Here is an 18,512-nt window from a genome sequence, read left to right as displayed (position 1 = left end):
CTATCTTTGAGAAAAAATTTATGCACATTGATGATGTTAATAACAATATATTGTCAAAGAAACAGCTAAATGCCACTTCAATTTCCTCATTAGATAGCTTTAATACGAAAGATGGATACAGCCTCAACTTCAGCAGACGTAGTAGCTATAACTCAGCCGATGCTGATGTGCGGTTGCTAAATAACGATAAATCTGAAAATGCTTTTAGCGCTCAAAATTATAACTCCACTAATGGCTATGGTTTGATTAATGGAGCAGCAGCAGTGGCTAGAGCTATTAATCAAAATACCTTTGCTGATGTTCCCGATCTTGGTGGCAATAATTGGGGAGCAGACCTGGTTAAAGCACCGGAAGTTTGGGCACATGGATACACAGGTAAAGGCGTTGTTGTTGCTGTTGTAGATACTGGAGTTGACTACAACCACGAGGATTTAAAAAATAATATCTGGACGAATAGCAAGGAAATTGCGGGTAACGGTATAGATGATGATGGCAATGGCTATGTTGATGATAATTACGGTTGGAACTTTGCCGATCAAAACAACAACACCCTAGATGACAATGGTCATGGTACTCATGTTTCCGGCACGATCGCAGGAGAAAATAATAACTACGGTGTCACTGGTATTGCCTACGATGCCAAGATTATGCCTGTCAAAGCTTTAGATAGCTCTGGCTCTGGTTCTTATAGTTCCATATCTAAAGGTATTCGTTACGCTGTGGATAATGGAGCTAATGTGATTAACCTCAGTTTAGGAGGCGGATCTTCTAATCGCACTCTAGAGTCAGCCATTGACTATGCCAGCAGTAAAGGAGTAATTGTCGTCATGGCAGCAGGTAATGATGGTGACTCATCACCAGACTATCCCGCGCGCTATGCATCCAAGTCGGGAATTGCCGTTGGAGCAGTAGATAAGAATAGTAATTTGGCCGACTTCTCTAACCGCTCTGGAACGAATGAAATCGCTTACGTCACAGCTCCAGGAGTCAAAGTCTATTCATCAGTTCCGAATAATCAGTATGCAACTTATAGCGGCACATCTATGGCTGCTCCCCACGTTGCTGGTATCGTTGCCCTGATGCTTAGTGCTAACCCTAACCTGACTGATGCCCAAGTACGTCAGATTGTCACAGAAACCGCAGGAAATAGTACACAAAATACAAGCTCTAGTTTTAACATTTCTAATGTCAGTTCTCTAGCAAGTCAGGTGATTGCAGAAACAGCAGTAAATAATACACCAACTACAAGCTCTAGTTTTAACATTTCTAATGTCAGTTCTCTAGCAAGTCAGACAATTACAGAAACAGCAAAATATTTAACACCAGAAACTACCGCTAGTTGGAATAATTCTGATTTTAGCCCTGCAACCGGTAAGGCGATGTCTAAGACAAGCTACACCTACGCAGAAACTACAAAATATCTGACATCAGCCGAAGATAATAACGGATTAATAAATCCAGAATTATGGTCGCAATTCCAAAATTATGAGAATATTCTGGACAGGATCAATGTGAATAGCAATGAGGATCAGAATAATCTTGATTTTGGCAAACTACTAGAGGGAATGCAAAAACAAATAGATCAGTATAGAAAATTCTTGGGTATGGCTTGAAAATTATAGTGATTTGCAGTTGAGTTTAATACTGCTCGGCTAAGAAAATCAACCAACCCGCTCATCAGTCGTGAATGAATGTAGGGGTTTAATAATGCTCATAGGTGTCAACTTAACGTATAAGCTAGATTTGGCGAACTTTCCAGGTTTGACCCTCACCCCCAACCCCTCTCCCAAAATTGGGAGAGGGGAGCAAATTCTCTAGTTCCCCGAATCCCAAGTTGGGAGAAGGGGTTAGGGGATGAGGGCAAAACGTCCTCTCAAAGCAGATTTTTTCTTAAGTTGACACCAATGAATAATGCTAAACCCTTACTTCTCGCTCATCTAACAGACTTTCCTACCTAACAGAAAATGCTTCGCTGAACCGCCGTGTCACAGGCTCAGTGATGAATGTCAAAATTGACTTTTTACGAGTGACAATTTCACCTGTAGCAGCCATCCCTGGTGTAAATTCTACTTCTTGACCCCGAACATTTACTGCGTGTTTATTTAGCTTAATTCTCGTCGGAAAAACTAAACCCAATTCTTTATCAGCAATTGCATTTGGACTGACTTGCATAACTTCGCCATCCACAATGCCAAATTCTTGGAAGGGAAAAGTTGCCATTTTCACTTTTGCTTTCATTCCTTGACGAATAAACCCAATATCGCGGTTGAGAACTTTTACCTCTAGAAGCATTTCTTCCCCTTCCGGCAAAATTGACAGCAATTCTTCACCCGATTGTACTGGCCCCTTGGTGGCTTTGACTTTATAAATTGTACCGGCTACGGGAGCCTCAATCGTTTCTAAAGCTTGTTGCTTCCTTGCCTGCTCTAATTGACCTTGTACAGTTGTCAGTTCTTCTTTACGCTTATTAAACTGCGTCAAAATTTCGCTTTGGCGTTCTGATGCCACACGCTGGGCCTGACTGCGTGCAGCGTTGTAAGCTTGTTCTGCTTGGCGAATTTCCTGGACTTGAGCAGCAATATCTTTTTCTAATGATGTGGCTTTATCTTGAGCCTCTGTGATTCTATTCTGGGCGTTGGTAACTTCATCTTGCGCTCTGGTGATTTCTGTCTTTGCACGAGTTAATCTTTCTTGAGCATCCAGGTAATCGACACGAGGCACAGCGCCAGGAGTAATTAGAGTGCGTAAGCTTTTTTCCCTTTCTTGAGCAAGGGCTAAATTACTTTCAATTTTAATTCTGATGCTATCTGCATTAACAAGGTTGGTTTGAGCATTCGCAAAGCTACTTTTGGCATTAACTAAGTTGTCTTGCAATCGAGTCAAGCGGACTTTGGCTTGATCGATGAGTGCCATTTGACGATTTGCTTCTGCTTCCGCTGCGGCTTGACGCGCTTGGTAGTCTTGCAAACGGGAGGTTAAAAGTTCATCTTGCAGTTTCGTCCCAGTAGTTTTGCCTCCGGTGCGTTCTGCATCCAAACGTTTTAAATCGTCTTGAATCAATCTGGTAGATTTAGCTAGGCGGGAAACATCGGTTATTTGCAAGTCTGGATCTTTTTGAATTAGAATTTGACCTTTAGTAACGCGATCGCCTTCTTGTACTTTAACAGCGACAATTGACCCTCCACCTAAAGATGTCACCGGTCTTACCTGTGTAGAAGCAATTAATTCCCCCGGTGCTGTTGCGACTTCATCTATTTGTGAGAAGTACGCCCAAGCGATCGCCCCAAAGACGATGGCGCTCATCGTTCCCGCTAATAATCTAGTGTACAGGGGTGGCAATTCCTGTACTGCTTTCCCCAATTCATAAGTAAGTTGTTCCTCCGGTTGGGCGAATCGCTCTTTTGTCTGACGTGCTTGAGCAGCATTTACCATATATTTTTGTCCTTTGTCATTTGTCATTTGTCATTTGTCATTTGTCCTTGGTTATTCACGAATGACTAATGACTAATGACTATTCAAACTGCTAAATAGCGCCGCAAAAAATTTTCTAATGTCTCTAATTGGAAGTTAAAAATTGCCTCTAAATTGGCAATTTCATCTTTTGTGCAGAAAAATTCATTTGCTAGCAATGTACGATAAGTTCCCAAAGCTTTTTGGGTTTGGGGATTAAATAAACCTAATGCACTCTGTAACCCATCAATGAGAAATAAAGGTGAGTTAATTATTACTGGTTCTTTAGCGAAAATCCGACCAAAAATCCGGGGAATATCTTCTCGCAATAAAATCTCTGGCCCTCCAACGGGTAAAATCTGGTTGCGAGCGCCTTCAACTGTCACAGAATCCACTACTATCTTTGCCAAATCATCGGTACTGACAATTGAGGTACGGTTTTTGCGATCGCCAATCAGCAGATACAATCCCGTTTCCCGAAATCGTTCTACCAGTGGTAGCAAGTTAGATGCTAATCCAGCTGGGCGTAAAATAGTGTAATTTAAGCCACTAGCTGCTAAATATCGCTCTACTGCTCGTTTGGCTTTGAAAACAGGAGCATCTTCATAACCGCGATCGGCTCCCAATACGGAAATGAAGACAAAATGCTCTACACCATTGGCTTTTGCTTGGTCAATCAGTTCAATATTGGCGCGGTAATCTAAGGATAGAGCATCGCTATCAGAACCGTGGGTGCTGATAATATACTTCACACCCCGACTAGCTTTCTCGATATCTTTTTCTCGCTGCAAGTCACCAATAAAGATTTCTGCACCCCGGTGTTCTAACTCGCTATAGCGCGACGTAATGCGGACAAATGCCCGCACAGACTGTTCTCGTTGCCGTAGGAGTCGTACAACTCTGCGACCAATTCCTCCCGTTGCTCCAGTTACTAGAAACATATAAATACCTAAATTGAATAGTTTCAGCGTTTATACTTGTCAAAATGCTCAATATATGCTAAGAACCCGTTTATCAATACTTAAACAAAAATATGAGCATATTTTTATACTTTGTTACCATGCTCAAGATATCCTCACGCCAACTAAGCCAATAGATCGCACCTTATTTATTTTAATACTTTAAAAATGATCCCCCACATCCTTATAGATGCAGAGGATAGGTTAATATACCAGTTTGCAGTTGAGTCCAATACAGACCTAACCCCCAACCCCTTAAGAGCAAGCAGGGTGGTTTCATACGAAAAAAGAAAAATACATAAGTCTTGATTTCTCGTGAAAGTGGCATGGCTTTTTCCCTCACTTCCATTCCTCTCCCCCACGGGGGGAGAGGCTTTGAAACCCAGTTTTAATTTTTCTTTGCTTGTATGAAACCACCCTGCCAACCCCTTAAGAGCAAGGGAATGGGAGTAAGATTTCAAAGCCTCTCTCCTCTTAGGAGAGAGGTTTGGAGAGAGGTTAAAACTGTACTGCACCCAAACGAGAACCGCTATAAAATTAGTTTTACTGACTCAAGAAGTCGATAGCTTGTTCAAGCGACATCTTAGCTTTGTGCAAGTTCAGCAGATTCTCTTGCTGGTATCGGTCAGGATAGCTCATTTTCCTGCCTTCTAAAGTTATCCGAATCAGTGCTGCTTGCTCATCTGTGGGTGAATTCATCTCCTCAATCGCAGAACTGATTATTTGGATAGCGTTAAAGTTAGGGGATTTTAACCCTTTACCTTGCTTCATTTGTTGGAGCGCTAAAAGTGGAAATGCCATCAGGGTTACGATGTACGAGGTTTTGTATCCTGCATTCCCGGTTGGTTTGATGCCGTATCTGCGACACAAGTCGCGTAATTCTTTAATAGTCTTAATTTCAAGTTCGGAACGCGTGAACATAAAATAGTAGTGTCCATTTTTTGAATTGGATATTAGTGGTTGTACTTCCGGCAAGTTGTGGCAACCACTAAAAAACAATCTATTGTTTTGGCACCAAGTAAATCAAGCCTTATTTATATTTCTCAATAATGCCTAATCCTAAAGGGAACCCACAAAATTTACAACCAATTAAATCAAATAGAGAAGAATCATTAACAGAAAGGATTAACCTACGCATTACCAAAACTATGAAGGAAGAACTATCTACCAAAGATGATCCTCCAGAATTTTGCCGTCGTGCGATTCAGGAAGCATTAGATAAAGATAAAGAGAAGTAATGTTAAAGAAATAGTTTGTAACGAGTGTGTGAATTACTTAAATGAGTTAGCAATCAAGTATATTGCTTTCTCAATATGCTTAATTATTTGCGGAAAACACCAAAATGAGAAAGTAAAAGCAGCTTTTGAGAAAGTAAAAGCTTATTTTGCTTGCGGAAAACACCAAAATGAGAAAGTAAAAGCAGCTTTTGAGAAAGTAAAAGCTTATTTTGCTTGCGGAAAACACCGAAATGAGAAAGTAAAAGCAGCTTTTGAATAAGTAAAAGTAGCTTTTGAATAAGTAAAAGCAGCTTTTGCTTATTAAATTCGACTTTAGAGGATGTTTTAAAAGGGTCTTTTGCTCTCATAGTTAGCACAGCCAAGCATCTCAGTACATGGCTAAAACCTTAATTTTTCGTCGCACTTAACCCCGTGCTGAATAGCAAAATTATACCTTTCGGGACTTTTAAAACATCCTCTTAGCAGTAGTAGGTTGGGTTGAGGAACGAAACCCAACAATTAACGCTTAATGTTGGGTTTCACTTTGTTCAACCCAACCTACCATTATCCTTAACCCAAGCGTATTGGACTAGAAAGGACTCTACGAAAATTTTTCCCAATTTAAAATCCCCCCATATCTTTTGTAGATGCAGGGAGAGTATTAACAATTCAAAATTCAAAATTTAAAATTGTTTCAGATGGCAATTTAAACGCTTTATGCAAACAGCCCACTTCAAAACTATTCAGGAGCTTTGTTATTTGCTCTATTAGCACGCGCCTCAGCTGAAGCCATCACCTCATCAAAATTCTCTAGCACTTCGCCAGGGAAGTTTTCCAAAACTCTGGTAGAAAGAGCAACCCGCCCTTTACCTTCATCCAAATCAATAATTACAGCTTTAATTGGCTGACCGACTTGAAATACCTTTTCTAAAGAATCAATAAATTTCTGGCTTACCTGCTTGATATGAAGCAAAGCCCCCATACCATTTAAATCGACAAACACACCAAAAGGTTTAATGCCAGTAACTTTACCTTCTACCAGTTGACCTAGTTCTAATAAGCTGAAGTTGCTAGAACGAGTTGCTAATCGCTGAGAAAGGATGAGTTTGTTGGTGTTTTTATTAATTTCCAAAAAGCCGACAGTCAGATTTTGACCTTTGAGTGCTTCTAAATTATCACGCTCTGCCAGGTGCGATCGCGGGATAAATCCCCGCAAAGAAAGAATATCGACGGTGACACCACCTTTATTCACACCCATAACCCGTACTTGCACAGTCTGAGCATTTTCCTGCATTTCGGCCAATCGTTCCCAGATGTGCTGAATTTCCAACTGCTTTCGAGAAAGGGTGACTTGACCTTCTGCATCCTGATCTCGGATAATCAAAAATTGCATTTCCTCTTGCAATGGCAGCACTTCCGATAAATCGGTAACTGCTCTCAAAGAAGCCTCATCGCGCGGCAGAAAAGCTGACGACTTGCCACCAATATCAACATAGGCTCCATCATGGTCAAGTTGGAAAACCTTGCCATTTACAAGCTGTCCCTTTTGAAATTGGTAGTCGTGTTTTTCTAGTGCTTTGGCAAAATCGTCCATTGTAAAGGGCGAATTGGCTGTTTGAGAAAGTTTCGATTCGGAATTCATGACTTTTGAAGATTAGTTGTTATTTGAGATGGTGCAACTGAAGTTTAGATTGTCATTTGTCCTTTGTTATTCACCAATGACCAATGACCAATGACAAACTTGGCTGTGTATGCTTCAGTTCAGTTGGCTAAAGAGTTGTTTGACTTGCTCCCAAGCATCAGCCGCAGCTTTAGGATTATAACTGGCGCGATGGTCACAGAAAAATCCGTGCTCAGCTCCATCGTAGCGAAACACACGATGAGGAATTTTATATTTTTCTAACTCTGCTGCAATCTCATCTACTTGTTCGGCTGGGATGCTAGTATCTTCCTTGCCAAAGAAGGCATAGAGAGTACCTGGAATCTCTTTGGTGCGGGTAACAGTGGGAGCGCCACCTCCTGGTGTGCGAGTGGTAATTCCAGCACCGTAAAAGGAAGCCGTAGCTTTAATATCTGATAAGGTGGCTGCAAGATATGCAACATGACCACCAAAGCAGAAGCCAATACAGCCAAAGCCATCTTTTTTGACTTGGGGCAGATTTTTGAGGTAGTCAATTGCTAGTTGAATATCGCTCAATAACTCTGAGGCTTGAGTTTGCATAGCGTAGCTTCTGCCTGTTTCAATATCTTCGGGTGTATATCCGGTTTCAAAGCCAGGAGCAATACGTTGAAAAAGGGCAGGTGCGATCGCTACATACCCAAGTTTGGCAATCCGTTCTGTAACTTCCCGAATGTGAGTGTTGATACCAAAAATTTCCTGCAATACCACGACTCCTGGGTAAGAACCAGATTCTTCTGGCTCTGCTAGATAAGCAGACACTTGAATATTATCTTGCAAAAGATTAACCGTTGTGGTAATTGTTGCTTGCTCTGTCATAATAATTTTTACCAGTGCTATGTGATTAGCCGTGTGTTTATTTGATATAACTATGCCAGTATGCCTAGCTTTTTTCTAATTAAATTATCAATTACCAATAGTGAGCGCATTAGAAATTTGTATCAGAAAAACTTTATATGTAAATAAACTTATTTGAAATGTAGCAAATGTAGCTGGTCAAAAAAGAAGGCTGAGTTAAAAGTGTTGAGCATAAAAGTAACACTTAATACTCAAAAGTCAGCACTCAGCACTCAGAACTCAGCACTCATTAGCACTTAGTATTCAGGAGGTTTGGTGATGATTCAATTCCGTATTCAGCCAGACAGCGAAATTCCCGCATCAACCCAGCTGTTTAATCAAATCCGATTTGCGATCGCTTCTCGGCAATATCCCCCTGCTTACAAATTACCAAGCACACGAGCGCTGGCAATGCAAACCGGGTTACACCGTAATACCATAAGTAAGGTTTACCGTCAACTAGAGGAAGACGGATTTGTTGAAAGTATGGCTGGTTCGGGTATTTATGTTCGTGCCCAAGGTCATGAGGGCGGTAGTAGGCTGCAATCACCAATTCTCAAACAAAATCCTGATGCATATCAAGTTGTCCAGCAAGCACTTGACGAGCTGCTCTCCCAAGGATGTTCGCTAAATCAAGCCAGAGAGCTATTTTTAGCGGAAATTGACTGGCGCTTGCGTTGTAGTGCGCGGGTACTGGTTGCAGTTCCATCTTATGACATCGGTGCTGGTGAGTTGATGGTGTATGAATTAGAACGATCGCTAAAAATCCCAGTCCAGTTGGTAGCAATGGAAGAATTGACAGCTGTGTTAGATAAAACCACCTCTGCGACAGTAGTCACAAGTCGTTATTTTATCAGTAATGTAGAAGCGATCGCAGCTCCAAAAGCTGCACGGGTGATTCCTCTCGATATCTACGACTACAGCAAGGAACTCAACCTATTGAAAACTCTACCAAAAGAAAACTGTGTTGGGATAGTCAGCCTCAGTTCCGGGATTGCACGAGCCGCAGAAGTCATCCTCCACGGTCTGCGAGGAGATGAACTATTAGTGATGACTTCGCAACCAAAAGATGCTTATAAACTTCATGCTATGGTTAAGCGGGCTGAGGTAATCATAAGCGATCAAGCCAGTTTTGCGGCAGTACAAGCAGCCGTGCAAGCATCTGATGAAGATATTATTCGCCCACCAAAGCTGATTAAAGTTGAAAATTATATCGGCGCTAACTCAATTAACTTGCTAAAACGAGAACTGGGTTTAAGTTAATCTCAAGATTATTAATTCTACCAACATCTTTGAGAGCAACTGATACAGGAGGAATGGGATAGTGCAGATTGTGATTGTGGGTGCAGGCCCAACAGGTGTAACACTTGCCCTGCTCCTTGTAAAACGTGGTATTACTGTAACGTTAATTGAAGCAGCAAAAGACTTTCATCGTGTATTTCGCGGTGAAGGATTAATGCCCAGTGGCTTAGATGCCCTAGAGGAAATGGGTCTATCGGCGTTGTTGGAGGATATTCCTCATCGGCAACTTGACGCGTGGGAATTCATTATCGGGGACAAGCAGTTGTTTCGAGTTGATGAACCAATGGAGGCAACTCGACCCTGTAAACTGGTTTCACAACCACCACTACTCAAAGCACTGATTTCGTCAGCTCAAACCAATGATGGGTTTGAATTTATCCAGGGTGTTCCTGTCAAGGATTTGCTATGGAGTAATCAACGTGTCGCAGGTGTAGTACTAAGCGATGGGAGAGAATTTGCTGCTGACTTAGTGATTGGGGCAGATGGTCGAAATTCCCTTGTGCGACAACGTATAGGATTGGAATTGGTACGCCAGCCTAAAAATATTGATATTCTTTGGTTTAAACTTGCCGCCAGTCCTGAGTTTGCAGATAATAATGTGTTTCGTACTATTGTAAATGGCGATCGCGCATTTACCATCTTTCACGGAGCAGAGTCAGGAAAATTGCATCTGGCTTGGATAATGTCCGCAACCGAAAACACTGACTCCAAGCAAACCAACTGGGCAGAGATTTTTGCCTCACTATCACCTTCATGGCTAGCAGAGCATTTCCGTAATCATGCAGACACCATCGAATCCCCCATTCGGCTTTCTGTTGTGGTCGGTTATTGTCCACAATGGCACGCACCAGGGGTACTGCTTCTGGGTGACGCTGCACACCCAATGTCTCCTGTTCGCGCTCAAGGAATTAATCTAGCATTGCGTGATGTGATTGTCGCCGCTAATCATCTTGTGTCATTATTGGACAAAGAAACTGGATACGAGGATATCGACATGGCATTATCGCATATCCAAGCAGAACGGGAGCCAGAAATTATCCGCGCCCAGCAACTCCAGTTAGAGGAAGCTAAACAAGGCGAACTACTGCGAAAAAATGCACTACTGCGTTTGCTGTTGATTCAACTTGCTCCCTTGCTCCGTAAAACAATTCAAAAGTCTTGGTTAAAGCGACAATATGAAATGCGTCAAGGTATCACACAGGTACACTTAACTGTTTAAAAAACCGCTATTAGTTATCTGACTTGTGGTTTTGGCGTGTTAATTTGCAAAAACTCTTGTACACGTTGCAGATAAGTTGGTACATCTTCCAACATTGGGAAATGCGCTGTGTTGGGAATCATCACAAATTCCACTTTGTCACTCAGTGCAGCTGCTTGACGGCCCATCTCAGCTGGAATAATCTTGTCATACTCCCCCGCCACCAGTAGAGTCGGCACTGTCAGCTTGGCAAACTCAAGGGGCATCACTTCAGCTTGAGCCTTACTGACTGAAGTAAAAATTGTCCCTAAAGCCGCATCGTAATCTGCTTCGAGAAAATCTTCTAAAAAAGCTTGCCGCTCAGAATGTGGTATGGAACTATATAAAAATCTGGCCATAAACATTTGGTCAACAAATGGAATTTTGCTTAACCATTTGGGACGGAATTTAACTACATAGCCACCAAATTTATGAAAAGCACTAAAGGATTTTTCATCGTATTCAAAAATGCCGCTACAAGTTAAAATTCCTCGTTCCACTCGTTCGGGATAGCGGTTAAAAAATAAAGTGGCAACAGACGCACCCATTGAATGAGCATGGATATAAACACGCTGAATATGCAACCCATGTAGCAAAGCTGCCAAATCATCAGCGTATTCCTCTAATTCATAGGTTAACTCTCTGATTGCCTCTGATTCTTCCTGTGGTGACTCAGATTCAGCAACAGCTTCACTTGCTTGGGCGATGGTTGGCTTCCCACGAGAACGGCCAAATCCCCGCAAATCGTAGAGTAAACAATCAAATTGCTCTGATAAAGCATCAGCAGTATTTTGCCAATATCTAGCCGAACCAGCCCAACCGTGCAGGAAAACCATCACTGGTTTTACCAAAGAACCGGATGGTTTTTTCACCCATTCGTAGTAATGCTCAACGCCACGAACATTAATATAAGGCATTAGTCATTTGTCCTTTGTCAGTTGTCATTAGTCCCTGGTACATGGTTATTATTCCTTATTTTTTGACCAATGACTAATGACTAATCACTAATGACTATTAAGCTGATTCTGGCTTCGGTAATGAAGACGGATGTATTATCAGTTCGGCAGTCGATCGCTTCTCGACCATCTCCTTCGTAACTGTACAGCGTGTCACATCCTTACGGGATGGTAACTCATACATTACATCTAACATCAATTCTTCGACAATACCACGTAATGCTCTAGCACCAGTTTTACGGCGGTAAGCTTCTTGAGCGATCGCTCGTAAAGCATCTGCTTTAAAATCTAACTGGACATTATCCATCTTCAGCAGCTTTTGGTACTGCTTCACTAGGGCGCTGCGTGGTTGGGTGAGAATCGCCATCAGCGCTTCTTCATCTAGCGGATCTACTACTGCTACCATTGGCATCCGCCCAATAAATTCTGGAATCAGGCCAAATTTTACTAAATCATCCGGTTCTAGATGGCGAAGAGTGTCTGCTGCTCGTTTCTCTTTGGATTGCCCTTCTCCCGGTTGCACAAAGCCGATTGCTTTTTTGCCAACTCTCTGATCTACAATCTTTTCTAAGCCCACGAAGGCACCACCACAGACGAACAAAATATTACTTGTATCAATCTGGATGCAGTCTTGATAAGGATGCTTGCGCCCTCCTTGAGGTGGTACATTAGCGATCGTTCCCTCTAACATTTTCAGCAAGGCTTGCTGCACGCCTTCGCCAGAAACATCACGGGTAATTGACGTGTTCTCGCTCTTACGAGCAATTTTGTCAATTTCGTCAATGTAAATAATTCCCCGTTGCGCTTCCTCTATATCCAAATCTGCCACCTGCAACAGTCGCAGCAAGATATTTTCCACATCTTCTCCCACATACCCTGCTTCCGTCAGCGTCGTCGCATCGGCTACGGCAAAAGGTACATCCAGGATTTTCGCTAGGGTTTGCGCTAAGAGAGTCTTGCCGCAACCAGTCGGGCCAATTAATAAAATGTTGGACTTTTGCAGTTCTATGGCATCATCCGCCCCTGGCTTGCCACTGGCTTTAGACTGAATGACTGCTAGCCGCTTGTAGTGATTGTAAACGGCTACTGACAGCACTTTCTTCGCTTCATCTTGACCAATGACGTGTTCGTCTAGATACTTTTTAATCTCTCTTGGCTTGGGTATTTGATTAAACGAAATACTAGCAGAGTGGGTACGCCGTTTTTCAGGTGGCTCTGCTCTTGGTGCTGGTTGTGCTGCCGCACCATTAGTATCGAGTAACTCCTCGTCTAGTATTTCATTACACAAGTCAACGCATTCATCGCAGATGTAGACTCCCGGCCCTGCGATTAATTTACGCACCTGCTCTTGAGACTTGCCACAAAATGAACATTTTAAATGGGAGTCGTACTTAGACATACCAGCCTCTTATTTCAGAATGGTGACGTTCTCCCCTGCTACAGGAAGATTTTGCCTGGAAATGACTTGATCGATCAAACCGTAGTTTTTTGCCTCTTCTGCCGACATAAAAAAGTCGCGCTCAGTATCTGCTTCAATTCTTTCCAAGGGTTGACCAGTATGGTGAGCCATTAACTGATTCAACTTAGCCTTAACGTAAAGAATTTCTCTGGCTTGAATTTCAATGTCAATGGCTTGACCTTGAGCGCCACCAAGTGGTTGGTGAATCATAATCCGGGAGTCGGGCAGAGACATTCGCTTACCGGCAGCTCCTGCTGTCAACAAAAATGCCCCCATGCTCGCGGCTAATCCAAAACAGATGGTAACAACATCAGGGCGAATTTGCTGTATTGTATCATAAATTGCCATCCCTGCGTAGACGGAGCCGCCAGGAGAATTAACATACAGTTGGATGTCTTTTTCTGAGTCTTCAGCGTCTAGGAATAACAATTGAGCCACAATTGAGTTGGCTACGGCATCGTCTATTGGCGTTCCTAAAAAGATAATCCGCTCTCGCAGCAGGCGGGAGTAGATGTCGAAAGCTCTTTCTCCCATGCCAGATTGCTCTATCACCATCGGTACGATGTTGCTAGGGCTGCTTAACTGGGAGTTAATGTTTATTCGACTTAAGTTGTTGATTGGGGAATTTCCCGACTGCGATTCAAGCATACAAGCTTTCTTTGACAATTATTTAGGACAAATGTTTCAGCAGCAGATGCTGCCTTTTCAACGAATGGAATTTTTATAAGCTACGTGTTAACCATTATGCCTCATATAATTTCCTCTCGTGTAACACACTATCAAGTTCAAGTGATAACAGGTGTCACTATTTGCCAAAAATTCATTAATTCTTTAATTCTTTTGACTTCATCCCTGACTTATGGAGCATGGGGCATGGGGCATTGGTTATTTCTCCCTGTACTTTCTCATCTCCCTTAGCTTACCCATTTCACCAGTACTTTAATTCAGAACTGGTGAACTCATGGCTGTGGGATTTTTTATTATCCTTCTGTGACTTCTGTAGAAATTTCGCTGTTTCCTTGCTCTGTCTGAGGTGCATCACCATCAGCATCTGATTCTGCGTCTTCTGTTTCCTTTGCAGGACTCAAAGAACCTTCGGGTACAAGTTCAACTGATGAGTGTTCTAAGAGCCAATCGATGATTTTTTCGGTTAACAGTTCGTTTTCCACGATTGAGCGCAGTTTATCTTCATCAACATCTTGTTCCTCTGGGTATTGCTCCAAAAGTTCTGTGACTCTGGCTGCGATTTCTTCTGGTGTTACCTTGATAGATTCGCGTTTGCCGATTTCTCTCAAGGATAAGGAGCGTTTAATGCGTTCAATTGCTTCAGTACGCGATCGCTCCCGTAATTGCCCAATAATATCTTGAGTAAACAGCTTTCTCACATCCAATCCCTGCTGAGACAGCCGGATAGCTGTTTGCGTTAGCATTGCATCCACTTCTTGCTCAATCAATGTTGCTGGTAAGTCAACTTCTACGTGCTTGAGTAGTTCCGTTAACAAGGCTTCCTGCTTATTGGTTTTTGTTTTGTCGTCCGCCTCTTTTTGATATTGCTCTACCAAAGAAGCGCGTAACTCCTCTAAGGTTTCAAAATCGCTGATTTCTTGGGCTAAATCGTCATTTACTTCTGGTAGCTCCTTTTCCTTCAGTTCTTTGAGCATCACTGTGAAAGTTGCCGCTTTTCCAGCTAAATCTTCATTAGCATACGGATCTGGGAACTGCGCCGCAATTTCTTTAGTTTCTTCAGGATTCATCCCCACTATTCCCGAAATAAAGCCTGGAATAAACTTATCTTCTTGCAACTCGACTTGAAAATCAGTTGCTTCAGCTCCGGGAATCGGTTCTAGTTGAGCTGTTTCGTCCTCGCCCTCAACTCTGGCGAATGAACCTTTAAAATCGACTACGGCAATATCGCCGATTTGAGCGGCACGTCCTTCCACAGGAATCAATGTCGCCAATTCTTGACGTTCCTTATCCAGCGTGTTTTCCACTCGTTCTGGATCGAGCTTGACTTCTTCGGCCTTGGCTTGCAAATCAGTGTACTGCACTAGATTCACTTCTGGTTCTACATCCACAGCAGCCGAAATCGTCAGCGGTTTTCCAGGTTCATAATTATTAATCAAATCCTCAAAGGAAGAGCGCAATTGCGGCTGACCGATTGCCGGGATGGCTTCTTGTTTAACCGCTTGCTCAATGCCATCTTGAATTAGTTCTTCCAGCGCCGCTGCCTTGATTCGAGTTGTACCCAGCCGTTGTAGTAATATCGGCCGAGGCACCTTGCCTTTACGAAACCCAGGAATATTGGCAGTACTCGCTAAGTTTTTAATCACCTGTTCGTAAGTTTGCTTGGTAATTTCCGGCGTAATCTCTATTTCCAGGCCAATTTGGCTGGCGGGAAGTTTTTCCTGGGTAACTTTCATGCTTCGTCTCTAGTTTTCTGGTATTTTATACTCCGAGTACACACAAAACGCAATAAAATAATTGGTTGCGTTTATGGCTTGATGTCTCTTAGGGTCTTGTGGCATCCAAGGATGGATGTTTGTCCTGGGGCAAAGATCCAGTTTACTGCCAATTATCAAGGACTTGACATTTTACCTTCATAACAATTTGGTTAATGGGGCATTGGGATTAGGGGGGAGGTGACAGGTGATAGGGAATAAATCTGTAACCCATACCCTATTCCCTTCTTCACTCCCGACTCACTCTAAAACTTAGGAATTAATTATTCAGTGGGCTAACGCCGTGATATCCTGGTTCTCAAAGAGTGGTTAGTACCCCCAGGTTAAAGTTATAGTATTAAGTCTAGCTATTATCTAGCTATTGTTAAGTTGTGTGTGGTACGAGAGCGCATCTGTTACTTAAACCGCATAGCTCAATTTGAAGTTGTGCTGGCTTTATTTAGATCCTAGTTTATTCATCATCTTGGTAAGCAAGTTTGCAACCAATACATTTGTTTCTTTAGAGGTAGGATGCTTAGTTAAACGCCTAAGTGCAGATATCTACTACATATTTATGAGAAATGGCGGTTTGTTGTATAATATATAGTTAGAGTTAAAATTATTGATGAAAAAAAATAAATCACCGTTATTTTAAAATGCAACATCACTTAACTTATTAAACAAACAAAAAAATAAATGTATTAAATATATTAAAGATAGACTAAATTAAAGAAAAATATAAACCTATTAAAAATGTATTTCCAGACTGCGATCGCTATTTAAATATAACTAAATTGTCAATTGTTCCAATAAATTGCAGATTAAGTCTCTTAAAGGAGGAAGCAAATTTGTCGAAATCCTATCGTTTAGCTATCTTGGGAGCTACCGGTGCAGTTGGCACAGAGTTGCTGGAATTATTAGAAAGCCGTAATTTTCCGGTTGCTGACTTGAAGTTATTGGCATCAGAGCGCAGTGTCGGGCGATCGCTACGGTTTAAAGGGGAAAATATACCAATAGAATCAGTGAGCGATCGCGCCTTTGAAAATGTAGATATAGTACTAGCTAGTGCAGGTGGTTCCACATCCAAAACTTGGGCAGCAGTTGCTGTGGAAAAGGGCGCAGTGGTAATTGATAACTCCAGTGCCTTTCGGATGAACCCGGAAGTTCCCTTAGTAGTACCAGAGGTGAATCCCCAAGCCGCAGCGAATCACCAAGGCATTATCGCTAACCCCAACTGCACAACAATTTTAATGGCTGTGGCAGTCTGGCCATTGCATAAAGTTAAACCAGTGCAACGCATCGTCGCTGCAACCTACCAATCTGCTAGTGGTGCTGGGGCTAGGGCAATGGCAGAAGTCAAAACCCAAACAAGCGCTATACTACAAGGACAGCCAGCGATTGCCGAAATATTGCCTTACCCATTGGCATTTAATTTGTTCCCGCATAACTCCCCATTAAACGATTTGGGTTATTGTGAGGAAGAAATGAAAATGGTCAACGAAACCCGAAAAATATTTGGTACTCAGCAAATTAGAATCACTGCAACTTGTATACGGGTTCCCGTACTCCGCGCCCACTCAGAAGCCATTAATTTAGAATTTGAGACTCCCTTTAGTGCGAAGGAAGCCAAAGAAATTTTAAATTCTTCTCCTGGAGTAAAATTGGTCGAAGATTGGGGAACTAATCATTTTCCGATGCCCATTGAAGCAACAGGTCAAGATGAAGTTCTAGTGGGAAGAATTCGTCAGGATCTTTCTCATCCTTGTGGGTTGGAATTATGGTTGTGTGGCGACCAAATTCGCAAAGGCGCAGCATTGAATGCAGTACAAATCGCTGAGTTGTTGGTAGAGAAAAATCTACTCAAACCATTAGCTATTAGTCATTAGTCATTAGTAAGTGACAAAAGACAAAGGACAAATGACAAATGACAAATGACAAATGACACTTGAAAGCAATTTGCAGATAGGTTATTACAATAGAGAACCACCAAGATATAAAAACATGGGTAATCAGGAGTGAAAAAAGGGTGGGAGATTTTGGCAATGTTTTAACCGCTATGATTACGCCATTTAAAGCAGATGGTAGTGTCAACTATGATGTAGCGGCAGAACTGGCGGCGCATCTAGCCAACAACGGTACAGATACATTGGTGATGTGCGGCACAACCGGAGAATCCCCGACGCTAAGTTGGGATGAAGAATACCAGTTGTTTGTCGAGGTATTGCAGTCCGTGGCCGGAAAAGCCAAGGTAATCGCAGGTTGCGGATCGAATTCCACTAAAGAAGCGATCGCAGCCACCCAAAAAGCGTCTAAAATAGGAGTACATGGTTCCTTACAAGTTGTTCCTTATTACAACAAACCGCCGCAAGCGGGACTGGAAGCGCACTTTAAGGCAATAGCACAAGCCTGTCCCGACTTACCGTTGTTGTTATATAATGTCCCCGGTCGTACCGGACAAAACCTTCAGCCAGAAACAGTTGCCCGGTTAGCTGAGGTTAGCAATATTGTCGGGATTAAAGAATCCACTGGTAATATAGATCAGGCAAGCGAAATTCGTCGCTTGACACCAAAAGAATTTTACATCTATTCTGGTGATGATTACATGACTTTGCCCTTGTTAGCGATCGGGGCAAAGGGTGTGGTAAGTGTGGCTTCTCATCTGGTAGGAAACCAACTACAGCAGATGATTCAAGCTTTTAGTGCAGGAAAAATTGAGATAGCCAGCGAGATTCATCTCCAACTGTTCCCGTTGTTTAAAGCTCTATTTCTCACTTCAAATCCCATTCCAGTGAAAAAAGCACTGAAACTTCAAGGTTGGGAGGTTGGTTCAACTCGTCCGCCGCTATGTGAAGCTGATTTAGAAGTCAGTCAAAAGTTAGAAGCGGTTCTGAAAGAACTTAGTTTAATCTAGCCACCAGCTATTTAAATGCTGGTAGTATTCTCCTTGCCAAAGATACATATAAACAACGATCGTAATTG

16 protein-coding genes are annotated in these 18,512 nt (G+C 42.4%); 7 read left to right on the top strand and 9 right to left on the bottom strand.

Features of this window, described 5'->3' with window-relative positions; all coding sequences use genetic code 11:
- Window positions 1-20: 20 nt before the first annotated feature.
- Window positions 21-1,613, top strand: a complete 1,593-nt coding sequence (locus tag V7K41_RS31160; protein WP_334854370.1) for a S8 family peptidase — start codon at window positions 21-23, stop codon at window positions 1,611-1,613.
- A gap of 337 nt (window positions 1,614-1,950) precedes the next feature.
- On the opposite strand, the gene V7K41_RS31155 is transcribed toward V7K41_RS31160, so the two are convergent.
- The 3 genes from V7K41_RS31155 to V7K41_RS31145 form a co-directional block, all read right to left on the bottom strand.
- A complete protein-coding gene (locus V7K41_RS31155) occupies window positions 1,951-3,459 on the bottom strand; it encodes an HlyD family efflux transporter periplasmic adaptor subunit (RefSeq protein ID WP_334854369.1) in 1,509 nt (502 codons plus the stop codon).
- A 56-nt stretch (window positions 3,460-3,515) separates the two neighbouring features.
- Complete coding sequence (locus V7K41_RS31150; RefSeq protein ID WP_334854368.1) at window positions 3,516-4,391, bottom strand: SDR family oxidoreductase; 876 nt, start codon at window positions 4,389-4,391, stop codon at window positions 3,516-3,518.
- A 561-nt stretch (window positions 4,392-4,952) separates the two neighbouring features.
- The gene (locus tag V7K41_RS31145) at window positions 4,953-5,330 is read right to left on the bottom strand and encodes a hypothetical protein (RefSeq protein WP_334854367.1); all 378 of its coding nucleotides are present in this window, start codon (window positions 5,328-5,330) and stop codon (window positions 4,953-4,955) included.
- Between the two features lie 128 nt (window positions 5,331-5,458).
- Between V7K41_RS31145 and V7K41_RS31140 the strand changes: the two genes are divergently transcribed.
- Both V7K41_RS31140 and V7K41_RS31135 read left to right on the top strand, forming a co-directional pair.
- Window positions 5,459-5,647, top strand: coding sequence for a hypothetical protein (locus V7K41_RS31140; protein ID WP_094341361.1), 189 nt, complete (start codon window positions 5,459-5,461; stop codon window positions 5,645-5,647).
- A gap of 28 nt (window positions 5,648-5,675) precedes the next feature.
- The gene (locus tag V7K41_RS31135) at window positions 5,676-5,906 is read left to right on the top strand and encodes a hypothetical protein (RefSeq protein WP_334854366.1); all 231 of its coding nucleotides are present in this window, start codon (window positions 5,676-5,678) and stop codon (window positions 5,904-5,906) included.
- A 459-nt stretch (window positions 5,907-6,365) separates the two neighbouring features.
- Here V7K41_RS31135 and V7K41_RS31130 read toward each other — a convergent pair whose 3' ends face one another.
- Window positions 6,366-7,268: a S1 RNA-binding domain-containing protein gene (locus V7K41_RS31130; RefSeq protein WP_334854365.1), complete on the bottom strand. Its 903-nt coding sequence runs from the start codon at window positions 7,266-7,268 to the stop codon at window positions 6,366-6,368.
- Window positions 7,269-7,382: 114 nt separating this feature from the next.
- Window positions 7,383-8,123, bottom strand: coding sequence for a dienelactone hydrolase family protein (locus V7K41_RS31125; protein WP_334854364.1), 741 nt, complete (start codon window positions 8,121-8,123; stop codon window positions 7,383-7,385).
- A 297-nt stretch (window positions 8,124-8,420) separates the two neighbouring features.
- On the opposite strand from V7K41_RS31125, the gene V7K41_RS31120 reads away from it, so the two are divergent.
- Together V7K41_RS31120 and V7K41_RS31115 are read left to right on the top strand one after the other, a co-directional pair.
- Complete coding sequence (locus V7K41_RS31120; RefSeq protein ID WP_334854363.1) at window positions 8,421-9,404, top strand: GntR family transcriptional regulator; 984 nt, start codon at window positions 8,421-8,423, stop codon at window positions 9,402-9,404.
- 58 nt (window positions 9,405-9,462) lie between these two features.
- Complete coding sequence (locus V7K41_RS31115) at window positions 9,463-10,662, top strand: FAD-dependent oxidoreductase (RefSeq protein ID WP_334854406.1); 1,200 nt, start codon at window positions 9,463-9,465, stop codon at window positions 10,660-10,662.
- Window positions 10,663-10,676: 14 nt separating this feature from the next.
- On the opposite strand, the gene V7K41_RS31110 is transcribed toward V7K41_RS31115, so the two are convergent.
- The 4 genes from V7K41_RS31110 to tig all read right to left on the bottom strand — a co-directional run bounded on the left by V7K41_RS31110 (window position 10,677) and on the right by tig (window position 15,515).
- On the bottom strand, window positions 10,677-11,597 hold the full coding sequence (locus tag V7K41_RS31110) for an alpha/beta fold hydrolase (protein WP_334854362.1): 921 nt from the start codon (window positions 11,595-11,597) through the stop codon (window positions 10,677-10,679).
- Between the two features lie 97 nt (window positions 11,598-11,694).
- Window positions 11,695-13,035, bottom strand: coding sequence for an ATP-dependent protease ATP-binding subunit ClpX (clpX, locus tag V7K41_RS31105; protein WP_334854361.1), 1,341 nt, complete (start codon window positions 13,033-13,035; stop codon window positions 11,695-11,697).
- 9 nt (window positions 13,036-13,044) lie between these two features.
- Window positions 13,045-13,743 carry an ATP-dependent Clp endopeptidase proteolytic subunit ClpP gene (gene clpP / locus V7K41_RS31100; RefSeq protein WP_334854360.1) on the bottom strand — a complete coding sequence of 233 codons (699 nt, stop codon included), beginning with the start codon at window positions 13,741-13,743 and terminating at the stop codon, window positions 13,045-13,047.
- Window positions 13,744-14,075: 332 nt separating this feature from the next.
- Complete coding sequence (tig, locus tag V7K41_RS31095; protein WP_334854359.1) at window positions 14,076-15,515, bottom strand: trigger factor; 1,440 nt, start codon at window positions 15,513-15,515, stop codon at window positions 14,076-14,078.
- An 866-nt stretch (window positions 15,516-16,381) separates the two neighbouring features.
- Here tig and V7K41_RS31090 point away from each other — a divergent pair.
- Window positions 16,382-17,419, top strand: a complete 1,038-nt coding sequence (locus tag V7K41_RS31090; RefSeq protein WP_334854358.1) for an aspartate-semialdehyde dehydrogenase — start codon at window positions 16,382-16,384, stop codon at window positions 17,417-17,419.
- Between the two features lie 140 nt (window positions 17,420-17,559).
- Window positions 17,560-18,444, top strand: coding sequence for a 4-hydroxy-tetrahydrodipicolinate synthase (gene dapA / locus V7K41_RS31085; RefSeq protein ID WP_334854357.1), 885 nt, complete (start codon window positions 17,560-17,562; stop codon window positions 18,442-18,444).
- Window positions 18,445-18,512 lie beyond the last annotated feature (68 nt).

Origin of the sequence: Nostoc sp., assembly GCF_036917415.1 — a bacterium.
Lineage (GTDB): Bacteria > Cyanobacteriota > Cyanobacteriia > Cyanobacteriales > Nostocaceae > Nostoc.
The sequence above is the reverse complement of the archived record's forward strand: the minus strand, read 5'-3'. Positions and strand labels throughout refer to the sequence as shown.

Excerpts from the sequence above, each read along its gene's own strand:
- V7K41_RS31160 (WP_334854370.1), top strand. The coding sequence starts at position 21 with ATGCACATTGATGATGTTAATAACAATATATTGTCAAAGAAACAGCTA.
- V7K41_RS31155 (WP_334854369.1), bottom strand. The coding sequence starts at position 3,459 with ATGACAAATGACAAAGGACAAAAATATATGGTAAATGCTGCTCAAGCA.
- V7K41_RS31150 (WP_334854368.1), bottom strand. The coding sequence starts at position 4,391 with ATGTTTCTAGTAACTGGAGCAACGGGAGGAATTGGTCGCAGAGTTGTA.
- V7K41_RS31145 (WP_334854367.1), bottom strand. The coding sequence starts at position 5,330 with ATGTTCACGCGTTCCGAACTTGAAATTAAGACTATTAAAGAATTACGC.
- V7K41_RS31140 (WP_094341361.1), top strand. The coding sequence starts at position 5,459 with ATGCCTAATCCTAAAGGGAACCCACAAAATTTACAACCAATTAAATCA.
- V7K41_RS31130 (WP_334854365.1), bottom strand. The coding sequence starts at position 7,268 with ATGAATTCCGAATCGAAACTTTCTCAAACAGCCAATTCGCCCTTTACA.
- V7K41_RS31125 (WP_334854364.1), bottom strand. The coding sequence starts at position 8,123 with ATGACAGAGCAAGCAACAATTACCACAACGGTTAATCTTTTGCAAGAT.
- V7K41_RS31120 (WP_334854363.1), top strand. The coding sequence starts at position 8,421 with ATGATTCAATTCCGTATTCAGCCAGACAGCGAAATTCCCGCATCAACC.
- V7K41_RS31110 (WP_334854362.1), bottom strand. The coding sequence starts at position 11,597 with ATGCCTTATATTAATGTTCGTGGCGTTGAGCATTACTACGAATGGGTG.
- clpX (WP_334854361.1), bottom strand. The coding sequence starts at position 13,035 with ATGTCTAAGTACGACTCCCATTTAAAATGTTCATTTTGTGGCAAGTCT.
- clpP (WP_334854360.1), bottom strand. The coding sequence starts at position 13,743 with ATGCTTGAATCGCAGTCGGGAAATTCCCCAATCAACAACTTAAGTCGA.
- tig (WP_334854359.1), bottom strand. The coding sequence starts at position 15,515 with ATGAAAGTTACCCAGGAAAAACTTCCCGCCAGCCAAATTGGCCTGGAA.